The following is a 19,401-nucleotide window of genomic DNA, read 5'->3' as shown; positions in this document are numbered from 1 at the left end:
GGGACCCAATGAAGCTCAATCCGACTCCCAACCTGCAGTCTCTGTACCGCGACCTCTTCGCGCTCACCGCAGACGAAATTGACCAGATCGCCATCGGGACGCCCGTTCGCGTCCTTCTGATTGCGCCGCCGGGCGGCCCGCTTCGGTCGCTTCAGGAACAGCCGCACGACGTACCTACGACGCCGTGCGCCGCTCGTACGGCGGCATTTCGATTCCTCGACTGAAAGGCCCCACGATGAAACTCTTGCCGTCACTTCGCGCCGCGGCGTTCGCGGCCTCCCTCTTCGTCGCCCAGCACGCGTCGGCGCTCGAAGTGTTCGACCCGATCAACTACGTGCAGAACGTGATATCGGCGGCCAAGGCCGTCAAGGGCGAGATCTACCAGAACACCAACATACTCTACCAGTACCAGATGATGGTGAACGATCTGCTGCAGGCGCAGAACCTGAACCCCGCGGCGTGGAAAGCCGCGTACGACCAGATCACGGGCGACATCAACAAGGTCAAGGGGCTGGTGGGAACGCTTCAGGGGCTGTACGGGGACCTGCAGAAGGGTGGTGAATGGGTCACGCAGGTGCAGGGGTTGATCAGCCGTTCCGGCAAGTCGAACGCACAGTGGTTCTCCGATATGAACACGTTGTTCCAGCAGAACGACAAGGTCGCGCGGAACCTGTTTCAGATGGGCTCGAACATCATGCAGCACACAACCGAGATGGCGCAACGGCGACAGGAGTTGCAATCCCAGCTGTCGATGTCGCCGACGCAGCAGGCGACGGCCGAGATCACGACGCACTACCTCGACATCGTGACGAGCCAGAACGCGGACATACTCCAGCTCAACGCGGCGAAAGCCCAGAAGGATGCGCAGAAGGACGCGCAGCAGGCGGAAGACGATAAGGAAAAGGCTGCGGACGCGGAGAAGTTCATTTCCAAGCAACAGGCTGAACGGGCCGCCTACGGGATTACCTCGCAATGAAGCGCAGCATGATCCGTCAGTGGCTGCTGAGTGGCGTGCTACTCGTCGCGCTCGTGCTGCCCGCGGTAGCCCGGGCATCGTTGCAGGATACGTTGACCCAGTTGGGAACAACTGGATGGAGTTCGAGCTACGTGGTGGGCGAGGTGGCGAAGGGCGCGACGGCCGCCATCGAAGAGATCACGAAGATCATGAAGGATCTGATCGATCTCGCCGTAACGGTTAGCAAGTCGCTCGACAAAGATTCGGACAAGATGGCGGGAGGCCTTGCGGTCATCACCATTATCGTGGCGTTTATCCGATTCGCAGCAACGAAGGACCCGGTCGCGGCCTGGGGCAGCGTGTTCGAAGACCTTGCCATTCTCGGGATCTTCGCGTCCGTCTATCTCGCCTACGGTACGTGGGCGCCCGGATTCTATAAATGGTTTAACGACATGGCGATTGCGGTGTCAGGGACCGACGCACAATCTCTGCCTTTGGCGATGGTGAAGTCGGCGGGGGCGATATTCGATGCGGTCAACGAAGCACTGAAGGCAGAGCACTGGTGGACGTACATCGCACTGTTGATCAACCTTCTACCGCTGCTGTTCGCATGGGTCTTCCTTGAGGTTGCAGCGTTGGTTTTTCTCTTTTACGTGTCACTCGGAACCATTCAGATGGCCGTCGCGATCGTGGTCGGAAAGATCGCATTTGCTCTTGGCATGTCGGAGTTCACGCGAGGATGGTTCAAGAGTTGGCTCGATTTTACGATCGGCGCGGGCATGTACATGGTCGTTGCCGCGATTCTTCAACGATTGATGACCGCCACGCTTGCGACGTCATTCGGGAACACGATCTCGAAGGGGCTGACGACACCCTACGCGGGCTCGTTGACGCTTGACCTTTCGATCTTTGTGTTGATCCTCGCTTTCGAAATTCCGAAGTTCGCATCGATGTTCGGTGGCGGCGCCAACGCAAGCGGCGGGGCGTTCAAGAGCCTGACGAAGCTTGCGACGAAGGGCATGCTTTGATGATCGACGCACGCCTTTTTGTACCGGCAGACACACCAGAGCTCGTGATCCGTAACGAACGCCGTATCGACCTGATTGCTCAATGTGCGAATGAATCGTCGCGCGAGGAGTTCGACCGGAAATGGATGGTACTGATCCGGCGGTGTGCAGGCTGGTTTTCGTCTGTACCGTTCAGCCCGGAGTTGTACCGGGAGCCGGCCGGCGCTTTCCGATGGACAGTCGAAACGGCGTTCTACGCAATGCGGCTGTCGGGTGGGTTGAAGTTTGGCACGAACCTGTCGTCCGAGCGCCGTCGAAGGATTGAGCCGCAATACAACTACGGCGTGTTTCTCGCGGCGATCTGCTCCGGCCTGGACGAACCGTATCGTCATTTCGACGTAGAGCGCGCAACGGACCGGCAGGTCTGGAACCCGTCCGTCCATGGTGCACTCGGGCCGTGGCTCGCCGACGCGAGCTATCGAGTGACGCGTCGCGCTACGCCGCTTCCGGTCGAACGGATGCGAACCGGCATGCTGGCGCATGCGCTGGTCGGCACCGAACTGCTCGGCGGGCTCGATTCCGAAGTGCAGGCCGAGATATTTGGGGCCATCAACCCGACGCAGAGCCCGATGGGAGTCGAGTCGCTGACCCACAAGGTCGTGCGGCAGGCGGTTGCGACGGCTGCGGACTTCGATCGGAAAGCGCAGCGGGCGGTTTTCGAGCCGGTGACGTTCGCCGTTCCCTCTGCTATCCATGTCGCGGCGGAACTGGAGCCGAAGGTCGAAGTGTCGCCGACGGCGGCCACGCCGACGCCCACGGCTGCACCTGCACCTGCGCCGGCGCAGCCTGCGACAGATGTCCTTGCGCCGGCGTCCGTCGCAGCCGGCGGCGGCGAGCAGTCCGGTCCAGGTTCGCGGCCGGCTGCTGCCCCGGAAGGTACGACGACGGCCGCGACGCCAGCGGCGCCGGCTGAGCACGTGGCGCCGAAAGGCCCGGACACGCGGCAGATGGCGCTTGAGCTTCCGCCACCGGCCGGGGCCGTCAATCCGGTTGAGATTCGGCGCGAGCCAGCCGTCGCCGCGCCAAACGGCAATCAGTTCGATGAGGTGCTGAAGGGTGCACCACGCATGATCGTGGATTTCTTTTCGGCGCTGCAGCAGGACGTCGCGACGGCGAAGGCGAAGGTGCGCTGGACCGACCAGGGGCTCGTCCTGTCGAAGCGGACCATCGGCAGCTACGGCGTCGCGAGCGATACCCTGATCGAGCACATGCGGCGCCGGAGCCTGCTGCTCGCCAACGAGCCAGTGGAAGTCACGTTGGCGCCGCGTATCGGTGAGCTGATTCAGGAGCGTGGAGCGTGAGAGGCTATATCAATCACTTTCGGCCGATCTACGAGGTCAGGGCTGCGTTTGGGTGGCTGGTAGCGCTGCTCTTTCTTCCGTTTTCGGGCATGCCTTACGGCTGGGCGTTTGCGCTCGTGGCGCTGGCATTGTGGACGTTCCGCTCGGGTCAGGTCTGGCGCGCGCTGAAGTTCCGGATGGGGCTGTCGACAAAATGGCTGACGACCCTTGCGGTGCCCGCGTTGCTGGTCATTCAAGAGCGCATGCGGGTCCAGGCCAATGCAATGTATCTCGGCACCGGCTTCGAGTGGACGCAGAAGCATTGCCAGATGGCCCATGACATCCTGCGGATGCCGACCACCGAGATCCCGGGTCTGCCGAAGTGGTTACCGAAGACCAAGGCGGGCCGTGCCTTCGAGGAGATGATCGAGAAGCTTTTTGCGCCGAAGGACAGTATTCGGGATCGAACGCCGCAAGGCGCGTCATGGATTCACGGTCTCGAGGCGAACAAGGGCTACGTACCGTTCCACTATAAGGCGATGGGCGGTCATACGGCTGTGGGTGGCACGACCGGTTCAGGGAAGACGCGCACGTACGAAGTTATTACGACACAGGTCATTCAATGCGGTGACGTATTGATCGACATCGATCCGAAGAACGACGAAGAATGGAAGGAGCGTGCGAAGCGAGAGGCGCACCGCAACGGCCGGAAGTTCCTCTACTTCAACCAGGCCAAGCCGTCCGAGTCGATTCGTCTCGAGCCGCTCGACAGCTGGTCGCAGCCTTCGGAGATTCCGAGCCGCATTGCGCAGCTGATGGAGGAGGGACCGTTCCGCGACTTCGCCTACCTGTTCATCAGCCGCTCGGTGAATGGCGAACTGTACATCGGCGACAAGCCGAACCTGCGATCCATCCTCAAATACGCGCAACTTGGCATCGATCCGCTGCTGGAGAAGGCGCTCAAGCGATTCTTTATCGAAAGCGGGCTGGCCGATTGGGAGGAGCTGGTTACGGCGGACACCGTCAAGATCGCGAACAAGCCAGGTTCCACGCGTGTCGACGCGATGATCTCGCTGTATCAGGCCCGCTTTGGCGCGAACGATCGTGGCCACGAGGCGATCGACGGCCTGATCGCGACGCACGTGCATGACCGCGAGCACTACATGCGGATCATCGCGTCGGCACTCCCGCTGCTGCAGATGCTTGCAACAGGCGAAACGGGCCTGATGCTCGCGCCGAAGGTAGATGACTTCGAGGACGAACGTGAGATCTGGACGATCGAGAAGGTCATTCGTCAGAAGGCGGTGCTCCATATCGGCCTCGACTCGCTGTCCAACAGCATCGTCGCGAAGGCGATCGCGTCGATGATCCTGGCGGACGTGTCAGCCGTGTGCGGCTCAATCTACAACTTCTACGACAAGCCGCCTGAGGTGGTGCTGATCATCGACGAGATCGCCGAGGCGATAAACGAGCAGGTGATCCAGATCCTGAACAAGGGCCGTGGCGCCGGCTTCAAGGCGTTCGTGGCGTTCCAGACGCGCGCCGACCTCGAGGCGAAGTTGGGGAATGCCGCAAAAATGCTGCAGGTTTTGGGGAACCTGAACAATCAGATCATCTTACGCTTGGAAGATACCGACACGGCTGAGTGGTTCTCGAAAAAGGTGGGGGATACCGCGATCCGCAACCTTATCGTCTCCAGCAGCACGAGCAAGGCAAGCGAGGGCCATGTCGGCGAGTTCACCGGGTCGGTGACGCGGTCGCATCAGTTGGAAGCAGTGCCGTTGATCCCGACTCGCCTGATCCAGAGCCTGCCGAACCTGCAGTATTTCATGCGGATCTCAGGCGGCGCGGTGTACCAAGGACGTATTCCAATTCTTACAGGCTAAACAACCAAGCATGTCTGCCGTATTCAAAAAAATCATTCGCGAGCACAAACTTTCGGCCCACCTGACCCCGGTGTTCATCCTTGCGCCCGAGCTCGAGCTTGTGTGCACGCGTGTCGCAGAGTTCGTCGGTGAGCACTTCATCGGGAAGGCGGAGCCGCTCGTCAAGGAGATGTTCGTGGACGGCCTTGCTGCGTTCAAGCGCGTGCGCAAGACCGGCGACCCCCACGTCGCGTTCATGCAAGGCCTGTTCGGGTCCGCCCATATGCTGTACGCGCGGCGCTTTGTCGTGCGCGACGGCGAGCGCTGCCACGTCTGGTCGCCTATGTTCGAGCCGGTGACCGTGTTCGAGTCGCGCCACAAGCATGTACCAGAAATGATCGACGAGCGCTGCCCGGAGAACATCAGCCAACGATCGGCGGCGTTCCAGCTTGCGGCACGCGCGCTGACGGGTGAAACCTTCCGACTGTACTTCGAGGAATACGATGTCGCTCACGCATATTCTGATTCGGACACTGACGCGGGTCGATGACCATACCGTGCATCGCGCGATCACGACTGCAGCGGCGCAGGACGACCCGGCGGCGCGGCCGCCGAAGGAGTTCCAGCAAGGACGGAACGCGATGGCGTATGCGCTGGCGATGTTCATCGATCGCCGGCCGGCGCGATTCTATGTCGGCCTGGCGGGCCTGATCGTCCTGCCGATCTATCTCCTCGGCGGCCTCTTGGGAGAAGTGTATGGCTGGTAGCCGTTTTGTCGGCCACATCAAGATGTGGTTCTTCTTTGTGCCGCTGCTTTCGGTTGCACTCATGCCGGCGCTTCCTGACCCGACGCTTTTCGCGATCCCGGATGCCGAGGCCGAATCGGTTGCGGCCAGCCTCGGAGAGGCGCGAACCGCTGATGCAATCGACGCGACGAATCGCGCGTTCAAGCGCTACTTCGTCGAGACGGGGTTGGTGCAGGCCTCCATGGAGTCGACGAACGATTCGCAGATCGAGGACGGCGGGGTGGCGAACTTCGCCAGTCGGTGGGTCCACAATTTCTGGCGACTGGTGTACCGGATGGTCTATCGGCTCACCGTGATGAAGTACTGGCTGCTCGGCGCGCTCGTGTTCGGCATCGCGATGTTCATCGACGGGACGGTTCGACGCAAGGTGAGGGCCGCTGCGGCCGGCTACGTCAGTCCGCTGTCGTTCCATCTCGCCGGGCACGGAATCTTGCTGGTGTTCGGTGTCACGTTCACGGTGTTGATCGCGCCTGTGCCGCTTCTGGCACCGTACTGGCTGGCGATTGCCGGATGCCTCGGCGCGTTGCTCTGGAAAGCGGCGTCTTCATACCAGTAGCCCAGGAAAGCTCCAGATTTTCGTACAGCTTTGTGCCGAAAGGCCCGCAACCGGTTGCGCGCCAGGTACCGGGGAAAGGCTGTCGAAATACCTGACGATTTGCCCCGAACGGGACCGCCCGGCCGCGCCACAATAAGTCATGGTCTACGGTCCTCAGAAGGCTCGACTCCCCGTAGAGCTTTCAGCCTTGCCCCCTCTCCCCCGGAGGGGGCTTTTTTTCGTCCAGCGTGCCGTGGCGCTCCCGAAAGCCGCGCGAAATCGTTCAGGTTTTGGACGTCTGTCGCAGCATAGGCCCGCAAGAATAGACGCAAGCCGCACGTGCGGTTAGTCAACCATATAGGATCCATATGAGCACGATCAACGAAGAAGCGCACGTCGGTACCGATACTGCGGACGTGGCACCTGACCACGTAGCCGTTCTCCCGCCGGCGGGCGACGGTGCATCAGCAACCGAGGATAGCCTGGTTGTGGGCGACTCCCGGCAGACGACCGACGGCGCGGACGATGGTGAAGTCGAGCGCGAACTCGACGAGATGGAGAATTCGGCCAACGTGTTGCAGCGTGAAGGGCTGATCAGCAGCGATGAGGCGAAGCTCAAGCTCGAGGAGGTGGCGCGCACTCGCACGCTGTTCCGCGACCTGTCGCCCGCAGAGCGCGCGCGAATCATCCAGCGCCGCCGCGAGATCGGTCGCGAACTGATGAACAAGCAATTGTCGGGCGCCGCGGTCGTGACCGCGCGGGTCACGATGAAACACACGCGTCTTCGGCCGTTGTTCGAGCAGTGGTGGCCGTACCTGAATCGGATGACGATCAACATGCAGCGCTTCGGTCGCGCGACTTATGGCGCGAATGAGCAAGGAGTCGTGAGCACGTGGTTCGAGAAGCAACTCGACCAGCTCGAAGCCTACGTGAACGAACAGCTCGAGGTCGCGCAGGGCTTCCGCGAGAAGACCGAAACCGAAATGCGAGGTCGCGGCGAGACGGTATTCGCGCCGACCGTAACGAAGCCGTCGCTCGATATCGAAGTCGAGGCGTACTCGCGGTTCTCGATGCGCCTGCTTTCCGTGATCCTGAAGTTCGACCAGGTGATGGATCACTTCGATTTCCTCGTCTGGAACGGTATTCGTGACCAGTCCGACGTTGACGACGAGACTGTGCGCTTCCTGCGTAAGTTCCACCCGATCGGCCTGCGCGGCTACACGACCCACCTGAAGCTGATGAACACCGTTCGCGGTAATTGATCGGGAAGACCGGTGCCATGCTCGACGAGTTGAATCCCCAACAGCGCGAGGTGGCACTTCTGCGCCGCCACTGCCTCGCTATCGCGTGCCCCGGCGCGGGCAAGACCAAGATGAGCGCGACGAAGGCCGCGTTCTTGCTGCAGGATCCGACAGCGGTCGTGGGCGCCGTTACCTTCAGTAAGGATGCTGCGGTCGAGCTGCGCGAGCGCATTCTCGCGCTGGCGCCGCAGGATGCGAAACGCCGACTGATCGCCGGCACTTTCCACTCGCTCGCGTACAAGCAACTGCAACGGCCCGGCCGCGGCCGGCCGGATATCGCATCGGAAGGGGATCGCCTTGGGATGCTTGGGCGCGTGCTGGCCGAGCTCGGGTACGACTGGAAGGTTGAAGAGGCTGTTCCGGTCATCGAGCGGATCAAGACGAACTTCGGGCGAGCCGATGAGGGTTCGGCCGAGGCCGCGCTCTACGCCGCCTACCAGGACGCGCTCGAACGAAACGGCAAGATCGACTTCCAGGATATGTTGCGCCTCGCCGTCGAGCGGATGCAGAGCGGTGACATAAAACCCTATCGGTTCACCGACCTGCTCGTCGACGAGTTCCAGGATACCGATCCCCTGCAGTTCCGGTGGGTCGAGCTGCACGCGCGCGCCGGCACGCATGTCACGGTGGTCGGTGACGACGATCAGAGCATTTACGGATTCCGCGCCGCTCTGGGTTTCCGGGGGATGGAGAGCTTCGCGAGCACGTTCGAGGCGCAACGCGTAGTGCTCGGGAGCAACTATCGTTGTCGCGCTGAGATCCTTGCGGCTGCCGATCGGGTGATCCAGAACAATGTCGATCGGATGCCGAAGATCCTTCATGCCGCGCGGGGCGCCGGCGGCGCGATTGCGGCACGTCGGTTCGACGACGAGTATGGCGACGCGGTGGCCGCTGTCGAAGCGCTTCAACCGAAACTAGCTGCCGGCGCGAGCTGCGCGATTCTCGCGCGGACCAACCGGATCCTCGATCCGATCGAATCCGTATGTCGATCACACGGCGTGCCGTACTACCGGGCGTCGGGCGGGTCCGTGCTCAACAAGCCGCAGGCCGCGCTGATGTGCAATCTGCTGCAGGTGGTCGAAGGCCACAAGCAGAACGGTATCGACGCCGTCTTGGGGTACATGGGGATGAGTTCCTACGACCTCGGTGCGTTGCACAAACGCATGGGCACGGCCTTCGTCCAGCTGCAAAAGCAGGAGCTGGTCGGCATTGGGCTGCGCGAGGAGACCGCGACCGCATACCGTGCCTTCATGAAGCGGCTGGGCGAGTGGCAAGCGCTTTGTCAGCGATCGTTCCATTCGCTCGCGCTCGAGGGGGTGTACGAGTGGATGATGACGTATGCCAAGGGCGACGTCGCGATCCGGGCGATCCAGTGCATCTACGACGTGGTCGGCCGGCTGAATGGCTCGTTTACTGAGCGCATTGAGTTTCTGAAGCGGGACAACAACAAGCCGGGCGACGGCGTCCTGGTTTTGACGACGATGCACAGCTCAAAAGGGCTCGAGTACGACCACGTCTGGATCAGCCGATCGGAGGAGGGCGTGGTGCCCGATGAAAAAAGCCCGGAATCGGAGGAGCGGCGCCTTTTCTACGTCGCGATGACGCGGGCTCGCGACAGCCTCACCATTTCGTCGATCAAGAAGAACGCGGTGTCGCGGTTTGTGATCGAGTCTGGGATTGAACAAAAATCGGCCGCGTGAAGCGGCCGGAGACTGGGCGGGCGAGGAGCAATCACCCGTCTCTGTTAGCCTCAAGGAAGAAGCACATCAGCGCACCTGCCAACGCGATGCAAGCCCAGGTATAGAACAAGCTGGCGGGCAAGCGTGATGCCAACTGAAACTCCCCTCGGCTGATTGCGAGCCCTGTAATTCCTAGTCCTACGGCACCTGCTAGAAGCAGCAATGCGACGAGATGCAATTGTTTCATTTGAGTTACCTTCTGGTTTGGGAACGCAGGACTCGAACCGCCACAACGAAGGCGCAGTGATTGAGGTAAAGGGTTGTCACTAACCCTAGTTGAAGGACCAGGGACGCCAGCACGAGATCGATAACCACTCCCCAGAAGTAGAGCAACGCCCACTCGGTGAGATCGAATTGATCGAACCTGATCGGGAAAAAGTCCCATTGTCCGACCCATACGCCGGTGAACGCTCGAACGCAAAAGTACGCGGCGGTCCGTATGCCCCAGACGATTTGGGAGCTCGCGTCGTCTTGGAAGAAGGGTACGAGACTCCAGACTATGTATCCCGTGAAGATGATCAAGGGGATCGTCCAAATACATGCAACGGCGAAATCAGTAGCGCAATGAAGTCGGCGGAACGTCGTCATTGAGCGGCACCGTGCGATTCGAGACGCTCTTGTCCAGCCTCGCGATCGGTGGGCGCGTTTTCGATCACGAGTTCTCGAGACACGCGACGGAGTTGCCCATTGAGTGCTGCTTGCTGGCCGAGCCGGATCGTGCCGCAATAGAACACATTGCCGAGCACACGGCCGTTGATTTCGAGCATGTCGCGCGCGTGGACATCGCCCTCCACGAGCCCATCGATCCGGACGATTTCGCCCTGAACCTTGCCCTTGACGATACCGCCGGCCCCGACGTGCAGCAGCCCTTCGGTGGAAATGATGTCGCCGTTTGCGAGCGCGAATACGCTCAGGCCGTGGTCGAGGATCATGTTGCCTTCGACGACCAGGCCGGGCATGAGGACCGTCACGTTGTTCGGTTTCGCTTTCATGGTGTGCCTCTTTCAGAAGAGTGGAACGTCGCCGGTCTTTCCAGGCGTCGAAGGTTTCGGGGAGTGTTCGGTCTTCGTGGCTTCGTTGTGCTGCGTCGATGCTGGTGTCTCGGTATTGACGGACTCCTGTCGCTGACGACTAGGGGCGCGGTGGATTCGGTGGAGCGCACGTTTCGCTTGTTCTGCTGGCTGGACCGTGGGTTGTGCTGTGACGGGCGTTGACAACGTCGTGGGTGGCGGTGGCGACGCAGATTGGAGGGCAGTAGCTTGTTGCTGGCCGGCGACTTGGCTCGGAGCTGCGCGCGCGGCTCGGATCGGTGACGCGGCCGCTTTTTCCAGGTCGGTTGCGGCCGCAGGCTTCGCGGCGTTTGCCGGCGCAGTCGATTCACTGGACTCGCCGATCTGCCGCGCTTGTCCGTTGTCGCGTGACGTGGCCGTCGGCGCGCGATCAGATGAATCGTCGAAGTCAGCGCCGGTGAGCTGCCGTCTGGATCCGGGTGAGGTCGAGGCGGCTGCAGGCGTCGCAGGAGTAGTCGCATAATGCATCGTCGTCCGCTCAGCGTGTGCAATAGCCTGGGGCGGATGGAGTGCGTGCCAAAGCTTAGCCGCGCTGATTCCCGTGAGTCCTGCCCCCGCTACAACAGCAAGGACGATGGCGGCCGGCCGGCCGAATTTCCGACTGGCAGAAGAGAGTCGAGCCGTGACGCGCTTGCGCGCCGATTCCTGTCGGTCAGGAGCGGGGAGCGCCCGCACGTGGCTGTTGATGTCGATGACGACGGGTTGCGACGAGTATTGGGCGTGTAGCGCCTGGATCTCTCGAATGTCCAAGACTTCCTCCGTGGATGATCGGCATACCGCGACGGCGTTTGAAGTCGCGGCAGGCTCAAGGCGAGCTTATTCACCGGATTCCAATGTCAAGCCGGTGGGGGCGTGCTGCTGGCGCGGTCGCGTCAGTCGCGCGCGGTGCCGTCGGCGTCGTATCGGTCGTTGTCCGGGATGCACACGGTTCTCACGTGCAGGATCCGGCCTTCGGCGTTCTTGAGAATGTTGGCCCGGTCCTGCGGCGTGATCTTCTCCGCGAGCTGGGCTTCCATCGACGCGACGAACAGGCGGTCGTACTGGGTCAGGCACCTGACCAGCAAGCCCGCGAGCGGCCGAGTCACCTTCAGTTCGATCTGTTCGTACGGGAACGTTAACGAGCGCGCGTTGTGCCGCTCGACCCATGCAGTGGCCTTGCGCATCCAGTCGGCGGTATCGCGCAGGGCGGTCTGGACCGCCAGTACCTTGCCGCCGCGGGCAACGGCGATCTTGGCCGCGCAAAAGTTGTAGTCGCTCCGGATGAACGTGCGTGCGAAGACAGAGCTGTAGTGGAGGATCGTGACCGCATCGGAATCCGGCACGATCTTGTCGATGCGGCTGTCGCTCGTCAGGCGCTGGATCGGCTTCAACCCTGTCGATGTGGCGGGGCGAACCGCCGGGTCGGCGGCGGGTGTGTCGTTTTGCGTGGGCGTGTCAGGTTGCCCGCGCCCTTCGTGCGGTGGTTCGAGAACGGCAGACATGATTTTTTCGGGTGGTCTCTCTCATTGACAATTCTGAGCGAGCCGCTCGAGGCGCGTACCGGCAAAAGCGTGGCTGTTTTCGTGAGCTTTCCGGGGATCACGCGCCGATATAATCGCGATACTGACTCTACTTCTCGCGTCCCTGACGCATCGACCTTGACTTCGCTGGCCGAAGTCCATCTTTTGTACAAGCCGTGCCAATGGGCATGCTCCGACTGGTTGGCAACCAGTGTGGAATTCCTTTCTGATGAGCGCCTCGCCCGCGCTCCCCATTTCAGTCATAAAACTCGTTGCTGGCCGCATTCATTTGCGCCGCGACGTCGTTCGAGCCCGGACAACGGGTGTCTCTCTCCAGGCCTCTGTCTGGGTAGAACGACTGTAGTCGACTGAGCCGTGAACCTGCGTCGGAATGGCACTTCCGAAAATGGGCTGTAGCGCAGCGTGACCATGCTGTGCGAGGACGACCTAACGTCCTCTATATGAGCCGACCGGCTCCCTGAGCACCACGTCCCCGGAAGGGACGTGGTGCTTGGGTCATTTATCCGAATCCACGAAGCGCGTTCCTCTGCCGAGGAACGCGCTTTTATTTCGTCGTTTTTCTGTCCCGGAGGTCCCTGTGCTTCCCAATCGTCTCAATTCCCGGATTGCCGACGTGATCAGCCAAACGATCGCGGAGGAAAGGTCGGCTACCGACACGACGTCACCCGCCTGGCGGGAGCGTTGCGAGGTAGCGCAAGTCGCGATGTTCACCGACTCCGACCGCCGGATTTTTCTGTCCAGTATCGCCCACCGCCGCGGAGAGGCGGCTGCCAACGCGCTCGAGCGATCGGCGGACGCGTTGCGCACCCAGGCGATCTTCAAACTCGCGAGGAAACTTTCATGAATGCAGTTGTCAGTATGGTCGGCGGCCCCGTGCGGAGCGTCGTCGAAGAGCGGGCGATGCGCCCGCCCGTGATCGGGAAGATCCGGCCCGGCATCAAGGTCCTGACGTCGGCTGCCCGGGGGAATCCGGACGCGGTCGCGCTGTACGACGAGATGGTGGCCGCCGGCGACTCCTTCGAGACGATCGGAAAGGCTATCGAATCTCGCTGCCGGCTCCGGAACGCGCTGGCGCCGCGCAATACCGACTACTTCACCTGCCGCCGCTCGGACTTCAACAATCCGGACGTGGCCGACGAGATTCTCCGGCTCTACGGTGAGGATCGCGGGCAGGGCGTCCGGCTCTATCGCTTCCCGGTGCTGTTCGCCTTCAACGACTGGATGCAAAACATCCCGAACGAGATGGCGGCGTGGGGCGCCAGCGGTCGCAAGTACTTCTCGCAGTACGGGCCGGACGGTCTGCGGTACTGCAAGACGTACGCGAAGGTCGAGCGCGATCCGCGGGCGCAACGGGCGGCTCGCCATTTCGGTGGTCGCGACGTGATTTTCCGTCAGGATGACGCGATCCCCGATGGCATCTGCAACCCCGAGCAATGCCCGCAGTACCAGAGCCGCCAATGCAACCTCGGTGCCCAGTTCATCTTCGCCATTCCCGATATCAAGGGACTGGGTTTGATTGAACTCCCAACGAACTCGATCTACGTCCTGCAGAAGGCATACGCGGCGATGAAGACGGTTCAGCTGGCCCGAGGGAAGCTGACGGGCACCCGGTTCTGGATCTCGAAGCGGGAATTCGACATCACGCGGATCAACGAGGCGGGCGAGGCGGTGCGTCAACCGCAGATGCTGACCGTGCTCGACGCCGATATCGACATCGGCGCCCTGCTCGACGGCGCGGAAGAAGTGCCGTTGGCGATCGAGGTCGCTGGAACGCCGACGCCGGCAGATACGGGCAGCACCGTGATTCAGCTTCACCCGGCAGAGGGCGAAACCCACGCCAGGCGCGCTGATCAGGTTGAACCCGGCGACGGCCCGCCCGAGTCGATCGAAGAGAAGCGTCACCGCATGCAGGACCTGCTGCAGCGGCTCCGTTTCGATGACGACGAGCAGCGCAAGGCGTTTCGTGTCTACGGTCACTTTCGATTCGGCCGAGGCTGGGCCGAACGCCCTGCCGACGTCGACAAGATGGTCGCGCGGCTGACGACGGCATTGGAGGATCCGACTTCGCTTCAACGCGAAATCGGTGCGGCTGTCGAATCGTTTCACAACGGCTAAATGACACCCCTTTTCGCCGGCCCTTCGGGGCCGGTGTCTCCTTCCTCACGTCGCGAATCCGAGAGTCCTTCAGCAAAGTGATTTGCTCAAGTGCTTTCGACAGCGTGGCTCACGCATCGAAATCGTCCGCGCAAGCGGCCATATCTTGACCTTCCAACTTGGAGCAAACCATGCGCCGAATTGGCAATTTCACGGCGTTTTTCGGTGCTGAGGACGTTTTGAGTAATTGGCACCCGAGCCGCTTTACCTATCACGACGTCGAATTCAACTGCGTCGAGCAGTTCATGATGTACGCGAAAGCTATGCTGTTCGATGACCACGAAACCGGGTCGAAGATTCTGGAGAGCCAATCTCCGAAGAGGCAGAAGGAGCTCGGTCGCGACGTGTCTGGCTTCGACGAGGACACGTGGCTGAGAAGCCGCGAATCGATCGTGTTTGTGGGCTGCAGGGAGAAGTTCCGGCAGAACCCAGACCAAGGACGTGTGTTAGGCGGAACGGGCACGACAATTCTTGTCGAGGCCAGCCGGTCCGACAAAATCTGGGGAGCTGGGATTGGTCAATTCGATCCTCGAATCACCGACCCCACGAAGTGGCCTGGGCTCAACCTTCTTGGCTACACCCTAATGCGAGTACGTGAGCTCCTGCTCCGGCAGTAATTTCCATTTTTGCCGCTCGTCGGCGATCGACAATTCTTGGCTGCCCTGGGGCGGCCATTTCTTTTTCTGGAGGCGTTGATGAAGATCGCGCATTTTTCTGACCTGCATTACTCGCCGGGAAACCTCGACGAGGCGGACCGGTGCTTCTCGCATGCGGTGGGTGACGCAATTGCGCGCGACGCCGCTGCAGCGGTGATCAGCGGCGACTCGACTGACCATCGTCTCGACGCGCACTCGCCGGCGCTGAATGCGCTCGCCAGGCAGGTCCACCGACTCGCGCAAGCGATGCCGGTGCTTATGCTGCAGGGCACGTTCTCGCACGAGCCGCCGGGCACGCTGGACAACTTCGCGCTGATGGGAGCACGTTATCCGGTTGCCATAGCGGATCGGGTATGTCAGGTGGCGCTCTACGACGGTAACTTCTGGTTCTCGCGTGGGGCGGTTTTCGATGACGAGGAGATTCGGCATCATCTGGAATGCGAGCCGGAGGTGATCTTCACCTGCCTCCCGACGATGAACAAAGCGGATCTGGCACTGCGCGTCGGTGCGCTGGCGGCGTCGACGGATCTTGCGGATACGCTCGCGGGGTTCTTGACCGCTGCCGGGCGGATTAACGCGGCGTTTCGGGCGGCGGGTGTCCCGACCGTCGGTGTGTCGCATGGCACCGTGAACGGCTGTCAAACGGAGCATGGCGTCACGATGGCGGGGTTCGATCACGAATTCAGCCTCGGAGCGCTGTTTGCGGCGGAATGCTCTGCGTTCATGCTTGGCCATATCCACAAGTATCAGACGTGGGAGCGTGAGGGGCGCTTGGTGGGTTATCCCGGTTCCATCGGTCGTTTCCACTACGGCGAGCTCGGCGACAAGGGCTATCTGTCGTGGGATGTGTCGAACGTTGATGCTCGGGCCCTGCTGATTCCGACGCCGTCTCGTGAAATGGTCTCCGTCGCGTTTGACGGGCCTCCTGACACGGACGCGCTGCAAGCGCTCGCAGCAGCATCGGCCGGCAAGTTCGTGCGCATTCGCTGGCAAATCGACGAAGAGCATAAGCAGTTGGTCGACCGCAAGGCGATCGAAGCGATGTTCTCGACGGCCGCCGGCGTGAAGCTTGAGCCGCGGGTACTTCCCGTGATGCGCAGCCGGGCAGAAGGCATCAGCACTGCGCCGACGGTTGAAGCGAAGCTGAGCCGTTGGTGTGAGCTGGCCGAAGTCAACGCTTCACCGTTGGCTGATCGGTTGCAATTGCTCGAGACCGGAGATCCGAATGCAATCGCCGATTCGATCCTGGCGCGGTTAGCTGGCGACAGCGCGTCAACAACCGATCAGCCGTGCCCGTCGGGTGCTGCGTCGGTCATGTTGCCCACGACGGCCGCCGCGAGCTCCGATGCAGTGGCAGCCGCTGACGAACCGTCTTGGCTCACTGATGACCTGTTCGCGGCGTAGTGCCGCTCATCGACGGCTCTCCGTCCCTTTCGAACACTAGCCGTGTTCCGATAGCCCGTGTGGCTATCGAAACGAGGTTCACCCCGCGCCTGTTCGCGCATCGAAGGCAGCGTCGCTGCATCCATTTCTTTCTACCCTGACGGGGCGTGTCCCCGGCAAGGGCGCACTCCGTCTCAAATCCGGAGTGTGCTCATGTTTGGTCTCTATCCTGCTGGCGTCCGTTGGGCCCAGTCCTTCACTGCGTCTACCGACGCCAAATCGCTGCAGAAGCTTCTCGTCGATCACGGCGGGTGCACGGCAGCACTCTTTCACCAACCGTTCGGCACCCAACGGGGCGCGGTCATTGCTCAACGCGACGGCATGTTGGTGTTGGCCCACGTGGTTGACGCCGACGAGGCCGAGATCGTGGTCACGCCAGGCGTCGAGCTGCAAAACCTCCTGTGGTCCTTCGACGCTGGGTACTCGGGCCAGTGGTCCGGCCGCGAGCTGCAGATTCTCACCGGTTGTTCCAACTGGGATTCGATGCTCAAGCAGACGTCGGACGCGTTCAGCCGTCTCTGTGGAACGGTGCAGGCCGCCGTTGACGGTACGTTGGCGAAGCCGGCATCCCGGCCCGAACCGACGCTTCCGGTCGATGACGACGATGTCCCGTTCTTCCTGCCGGACGAGTATCTGCAGCCCATCTCTCTTTCGGAGATCCAGTCATGCGACCACTGAGACTGTTGCTTGAAGGGTTCTATGGCGTCCGGGACGGGATGAAGCGCGACAGCGTGGAACTCGATCTGGAGTCGTTGCCGACCGGGTTGATCGCGTTGACCGGGCCGAATGGCGCGGGCAAGACGACGATCATGGACAACCTGCACCCATACCGGATCATGCCGTCGCGCGCGTCGAAGCTCTCGGTCGATGCGTTCTCGTACTGGGATCACGTCTGCGGGGTGCAGGCACGCAAGGAGTTCGAATGGGAGCACGATGGCTTGCGCTATCGGTCGACCTTTGTGTTTCGCAAGCCAGGCAAGACCGGCAAGGCGGACTACTTCCTGTTCTATCGCTCGATGGACGGCGAGTGGCGTCCGGTATCGCTGCCGGATGGCACGGTGTCGGACGGCAAGGGTGAGACCTACGACCGCTGCGTTGACGCGATCTGCGGCTCCCTCGAGTCGTTCTTCACGAGCGTGTTCTCGGCGCAGAACCGTCGGCCACTCGCGTCCTACGGTGCGACCGAGATCAAGGGGCTCCTCGCGGAGCTGCTGAAGATCGATCACCTCCGCGCACTGTCGACCAAGGCTGCTGATGTCGCGAAGGAGCTTTCGCGGAAACTCGGTGTCGTGCAACAGGAGCTCGCTGCATTCTCCGGGAAGCGCGAGCGTGTTGACGAGACGCGCAAGGCGCTCGCGACGGCTGCGGCAGATATCGCGGCGGCGCGCGAGAAGCGTACGGCTGCGCAAGCGGAGATTGCCACGCTGACGCAACAGCACGCGGTGCTCGTTGCCAAGCAGGGCGAGAACGCGAGCACTGTGGCGCGCATAGGTGAACTCGGTGTGCGGCGTAGCCAGCTGCAGGCATCGCTCCAGACGTTGGAGCGTGACAAGCAGGCCGACGACAAGCGCTTCGACCAACGCGCTTCGGCGCTAAGGGAGACGATCGCGGGTCATGTAGCGGTTGTCCGGCAGGCAGAGCAGATCCGTGGCGCTGCGGCCGCTCGAGATGAAGCCCAACTTCGTGTCGCGAAGGCCGAGGCATTGATCGAACCGTTGCAGCGTGCAATCGAACAGCTTGATGCGAAGCGATTGCGGGTTGCCTCGGTCGAGTCGACGCTCTCCGGGTTGGAATCGCAGGGTACGGCGAAATCTGACCTGATTCGAACCTTGACCGAACAATCATCAGTGATCGGATCGGTGCCGTGTGCAGGGATGGATATCCATGCGATGTGCCCCTTGCTCGCGCAAGCGAGGAATGCGGCCCAACAAGTCGACGTCCAGACCGCCTCGCTTAAAGACTTGCGCGCGCGCTATCGGCAACACCAGACGGAGTTGAAGGAACTCGCACCGTCGGTAGAAGCGCTGTTGGCCAAGCGGACCGAGCTCCAGCAGGTGAACACGGAACTCACGGGCGCGCGTCAGGCCCTTCAACGTGCGACCGATCTTGCTGCGCGAAAGCGATTGCTCGACGCGGCGGAGGCCGGGCTGACGAAGGCCCAAGGCGAACTCGAATCGCTCGATGTTGAGCGAAGCGAGGCGTCAAAACGTCGGGAGACGGAATCGACGCGGCTCACTGGGTTGTTGCGTGACGTCGACGCGGAGGTCTCGCGCCTGGCTGCTGTCGATGTGACGCAGGCGATTGTGGAGGTCGATCGACAGCTGGTTGCCCGTCGTGACGTCTGTACCGCGATGGACGCTCGGATCGAAGCTTTGATCCGCACACAGGCCACCTGCGAAACGACGTTGGCGGCACTCGAGCGCGAGCTAGAGGGCTTCTCGGCGACGCAAGCATTCGCTGAGCGCATCTCGGACGAGGTCGCGCAGTGGAAGTTGCTCGCGAAGGGCCTCGGCAATGACGGCGTGATCGCGCTGACGATCGACGACGCTGGGCCGGCACTCACGCAGACGGTGAATGACCTGCTGCTCGCGTGCTATGGCACGCGGTTCACGGTCGAGATCCAGACGCAGCGGACGTTGGCCAATGGTGAAACGCGCGAGGGATTTGAAATCCTCGTGCACGACGCCGATAGCGACAGCAGCAAGGCAGTCGGCGTGATGTCCGGCGGTCAGAAGGTCTGGATCAACGAGTGCCTGACCCGCGGCGTTGCCCTGTATATCGCGGGTAACGCGGGCCAGCCGTACGAGTCACTGTTCAGCGACGAGTCGGATGGTCCACTTGACCCTGATCGGAAGGTGCAATTCATGCGCATGAAACGCGAGGTTCTGCGTCAGGGCGGGTATGCACGGGAGTTTTTCATTTCGCAAACGCCGGACTTGATTGCCGAGGCTGATGCGGTCATCGACGTGGCCGCACTCGCGAGGTAGTGCGGCACACATTTTTTAACCCT

At 61.7% G+C, this 19,401-nt stretch carries 18 protein-coding genes; 16 read left to right on the top strand and 2 right to left on the bottom strand.

Going from position 1 to position 19,401, the window contains the following annotated elements; all coding sequences use genetic code 11:
* Positions 1–8: 8 nt before the first annotated feature.
* From BSE24067_RS04120 to BSE24067_RS04075, 10 genes are all read left to right on the top strand, one after another.
* Complete coding sequence (locus tag BSE24067_RS04120; protein WP_062911848.1) at positions 9–224, top strand: hypothetical protein; 216 nt, start codon at positions 9–11, stop codon at positions 222–224.
* A gap of 11 nt (positions 225–235) precedes the next feature.
* A complete protein-coding gene (locus BSE24067_RS04115; protein WP_062911849.1) occupies positions 236–976 on the top strand; it encodes a hypothetical protein in 741 nt (246 codons plus the stop codon).
* Complete coding sequence (locus BSE24067_RS04110) at positions 973–1,983, top strand: type IV secretion system protein (protein ID WP_062911850.1); 1,011 nt, start codon at positions 973–975, stop codon at positions 1,981–1,983. The genes BSE24067_RS04115 and BSE24067_RS04110 overlap by 4 nt, the downstream gene beginning before the upstream one ends.
* Positions 1,983–3,323, top strand: a complete 1,341-nt coding sequence (locus BSE24067_RS04105) for a TraI domain-containing protein (RefSeq protein WP_151062606.1) — start codon at positions 1,983–1,985, stop codon at positions 3,321–3,323. The genes BSE24067_RS04110 and BSE24067_RS04105 overlap by 1 nt, the downstream gene beginning before the upstream one ends.
* Positions 3,320–5,188, top strand: a complete 1,869-nt coding sequence (gene traD, locus BSE24067_RS04100; RefSeq protein ID WP_151062605.1) for a conjugative transfer system coupling protein TraD — start codon at positions 3,320–3,322, stop codon at positions 5,186–5,188. Before BSE24067_RS04105 ends, traD begins: the two co-directional genes overlap by 4 nt.
* A gap of 10 nt (positions 5,189–5,198) precedes the next feature.
* On the top strand, positions 5,199–5,717 hold the full coding sequence (locus BSE24067_RS04095) for a hypothetical protein (protein WP_062883856.1): 519 nt from the start codon (positions 5,199–5,201) through the stop codon (positions 5,715–5,717).
* On the top strand, positions 5,671–5,934 hold the full coding sequence (locus BSE24067_RS04090; RefSeq protein WP_062911852.1) for a hypothetical protein: 264 nt from the start codon (positions 5,671–5,673) through the stop codon (positions 5,932–5,934). The genes BSE24067_RS04095 and BSE24067_RS04090 overlap by 47 nt, the downstream gene beginning before the upstream one ends.
* Positions 5,924–6,529 (top strand): IncC plasmid conjugative DNA transfer DtrJ family protein, encoded by a 606-nt coding sequence (locus tag BSE24067_RS04085; protein WP_006757252.1) that lies wholly within the window; start codon positions 5,924–5,926, stop codon positions 6,527–6,529. Before BSE24067_RS04090 ends, BSE24067_RS04085 begins: the two co-directional genes overlap by 11 nt.
* 347 nt (positions 6,530–6,876) lie before the next feature.
* Positions 6,877–7,770: a hypothetical protein gene (locus BSE24067_RS04080; RefSeq protein WP_062911853.1), complete on the top strand. Its 894-nt coding sequence runs from the start codon at positions 6,877–6,879 to the stop codon at positions 7,768–7,770.
* A 17-nt stretch (positions 7,771–7,787) separates the two neighbouring features.
* Entirely contained in the window at positions 7,788–9,509 is a 1,722-nt protein-coding gene (locus tag BSE24067_RS04075; RefSeq protein ID WP_151062604.1) for an ATP-dependent helicase, read from the top strand.
* 623 nt (positions 9,510–10,132) lie between these two features.
* Here the strand turns inward: BSE24067_RS04075 and BSE24067_RS04070 are convergent.
* Positions 10,133–10,540: a bactofilin family protein gene (locus tag BSE24067_RS04070; protein ID WP_151062603.1), complete on the bottom strand. Its 408-nt coding sequence runs from the start codon at positions 10,538–10,540 to the stop codon at positions 10,133–10,135.
* 950 nt (positions 10,541–11,490) lie between these two features.
* A complete protein-coding gene (locus BSE24067_RS04065; RefSeq protein ID WP_151062601.1) occupies positions 11,491–12,099 on the bottom strand; it encodes an AcaB family transcriptional regulator in 609 nt (202 codons plus the stop codon).
* A 616-nt stretch (positions 12,100–12,715) separates the two neighbouring features.
* Between BSE24067_RS04065 and BSE24067_RS04060 the strand changes: the two genes are divergently transcribed.
* From BSE24067_RS04060 to BSE24067_RS04035, 6 genes are all read left to right on the top strand, one after another.
* On the top strand, positions 12,716–12,982 hold the full coding sequence (locus BSE24067_RS04060) for a DUF7696 family protein (protein ID WP_062911857.1): 267 nt from the start codon (positions 12,716–12,718) through the stop codon (positions 12,980–12,982).
* Entirely contained in the window at positions 12,979–14,253 is a 1,275-nt protein-coding gene (locus BSE24067_RS04055; protein ID WP_151062600.1) for a recombination directionality factor, read from the top strand. The genes BSE24067_RS04060 and BSE24067_RS04055 overlap by 4 nt, the downstream gene beginning before the upstream one ends.
* A gap of 170 nt (positions 14,254–14,423) precedes the next feature.
* Positions 14,424–14,909: an NADAR family protein gene (locus tag BSE24067_RS04050; RefSeq protein ID WP_062911882.1), complete on the top strand. Its 486-nt coding sequence runs from the start codon at positions 14,424–14,426 to the stop codon at positions 14,907–14,909.
* A gap of 78 nt (positions 14,910–14,987) precedes the next feature.
* Entirely contained in the window at positions 14,988–16,352 is a 1,365-nt protein-coding gene (locus BSE24067_RS04045; RefSeq protein WP_151062599.1) for a metallophosphoesterase family protein, read from the top strand.
* 192 nt (positions 16,353–16,544) lie between these two features.
* Positions 16,545–17,069: a hypothetical protein gene (locus tag BSE24067_RS04040; protein ID WP_151062598.1), complete on the top strand. Its 525-nt coding sequence runs from the start codon at positions 16,545–16,547 to the stop codon at positions 17,067–17,069.
* Positions 17,057–19,378 carry an SMC family ATPase gene (locus tag BSE24067_RS04035; protein ID WP_151062597.1) on the top strand — a complete coding sequence of 774 codons (2,322 nt, stop codon included), beginning with the start codon at positions 17,057–17,059 and terminating at the stop codon, positions 19,376–19,378. The genes BSE24067_RS04040 and BSE24067_RS04035 overlap by 13 nt, the downstream gene beginning before the upstream one ends.
* Positions 19,379–19,401 lie beyond the last annotated feature (23 nt).

It is taken from the genome of Burkholderia latens (assembly GCF_902499045.1).
Taxonomy (GTDB): Bacteria; Pseudomonadota; Gammaproteobacteria; order Burkholderiales; family Burkholderiaceae; genus Burkholderia; species Burkholderia latens.
The sequence above is the reverse complement of the archived record's forward strand: the minus strand, read 5'-3'. Positions and strand labels throughout refer to the sequence as shown.

Excerpts from the sequence above, each read along its gene's own strand:
- BSE24067_RS04120 (WP_062911848.1), top strand. The coding sequence starts at position 9 with ATGAAGCTCAATCCGACTCCCAACCTGCAGTCTCTGTACCGCGACCTC.
- BSE24067_RS04115 (WP_062911849.1), top strand. The coding sequence starts at position 236 with ATGAAACTCTTGCCGTCACTTCGCGCCGCGGCGTTCGCGGCCTCCCTC.
- BSE24067_RS04110 (WP_062911850.1), top strand. The coding sequence starts at position 973 with ATGAAGCGCAGCATGATCCGTCAGTGGCTGCTGAGTGGCGTGCTACTC.
- BSE24067_RS04105 (WP_151062606.1), top strand. The coding sequence starts at position 1,983 with ATGATCGACGCACGCCTTTTTGTACCGGCAGACACACCAGAGCTCGTG.
- BSE24067_RS04095 (WP_062883856.1), top strand. The coding sequence starts at position 5,199 with ATGTCTGCCGTATTCAAAAAAATCATTCGCGAGCACAAACTTTCGGCC.
- BSE24067_RS04090 (WP_062911852.1), top strand. The coding sequence starts at position 5,671 with ATGTCGCTCACGCATATTCTGATTCGGACACTGACGCGGGTCGATGAC.
- BSE24067_RS04085 (WP_006757252.1), top strand. The coding sequence starts at position 5,924 with ATGGCTGGTAGCCGTTTTGTCGGCCACATCAAGATGTGGTTCTTCTTT.
- BSE24067_RS04080 (WP_062911853.1), top strand. The coding sequence starts at position 6,877 with ATGAGCACGATCAACGAAGAAGCGCACGTCGGTACCGATACTGCGGAC.
- BSE24067_RS04075 (WP_151062604.1), top strand. The coding sequence starts at position 7,788 with ATGCTCGACGAGTTGAATCCCCAACAGCGCGAGGTGGCACTTCTGCGC.
- BSE24067_RS04070 (WP_151062603.1), bottom strand. The coding sequence starts at position 10,540 with ATGAAAGCGAAACCGAACAACGTGACGGTCCTCATGCCCGGCCTGGTC.
- BSE24067_RS04065 (WP_151062601.1), bottom strand. The coding sequence starts at position 12,099 with ATGTCTGCCGTTCTCGAACCACCGCACGAAGGGCGCGGGCAACCTGAC.
- BSE24067_RS04055 (WP_151062600.1), top strand. The coding sequence starts at position 12,979 with ATGAATGCAGTTGTCAGTATGGTCGGCGGCCCCGTGCGGAGCGTCGTC.
- BSE24067_RS04050 (WP_062911882.1), top strand. The coding sequence starts at position 14,424 with ATGCGCCGAATTGGCAATTTCACGGCGTTTTTCGGTGCTGAGGACGTT.
- BSE24067_RS04045 (WP_151062599.1), top strand. The coding sequence starts at position 14,988 with ATGAAGATCGCGCATTTTTCTGACCTGCATTACTCGCCGGGAAACCTC.
- BSE24067_RS04040 (WP_151062598.1), top strand. The coding sequence starts at position 16,545 with ATGTTTGGTCTCTATCCTGCTGGCGTCCGTTGGGCCCAGTCCTTCACT.
- BSE24067_RS04035 (WP_151062597.1), top strand. The coding sequence starts at position 17,057 with ATGCGACCACTGAGACTGTTGCTTGAAGGGTTCTATGGCGTCCGGGAC.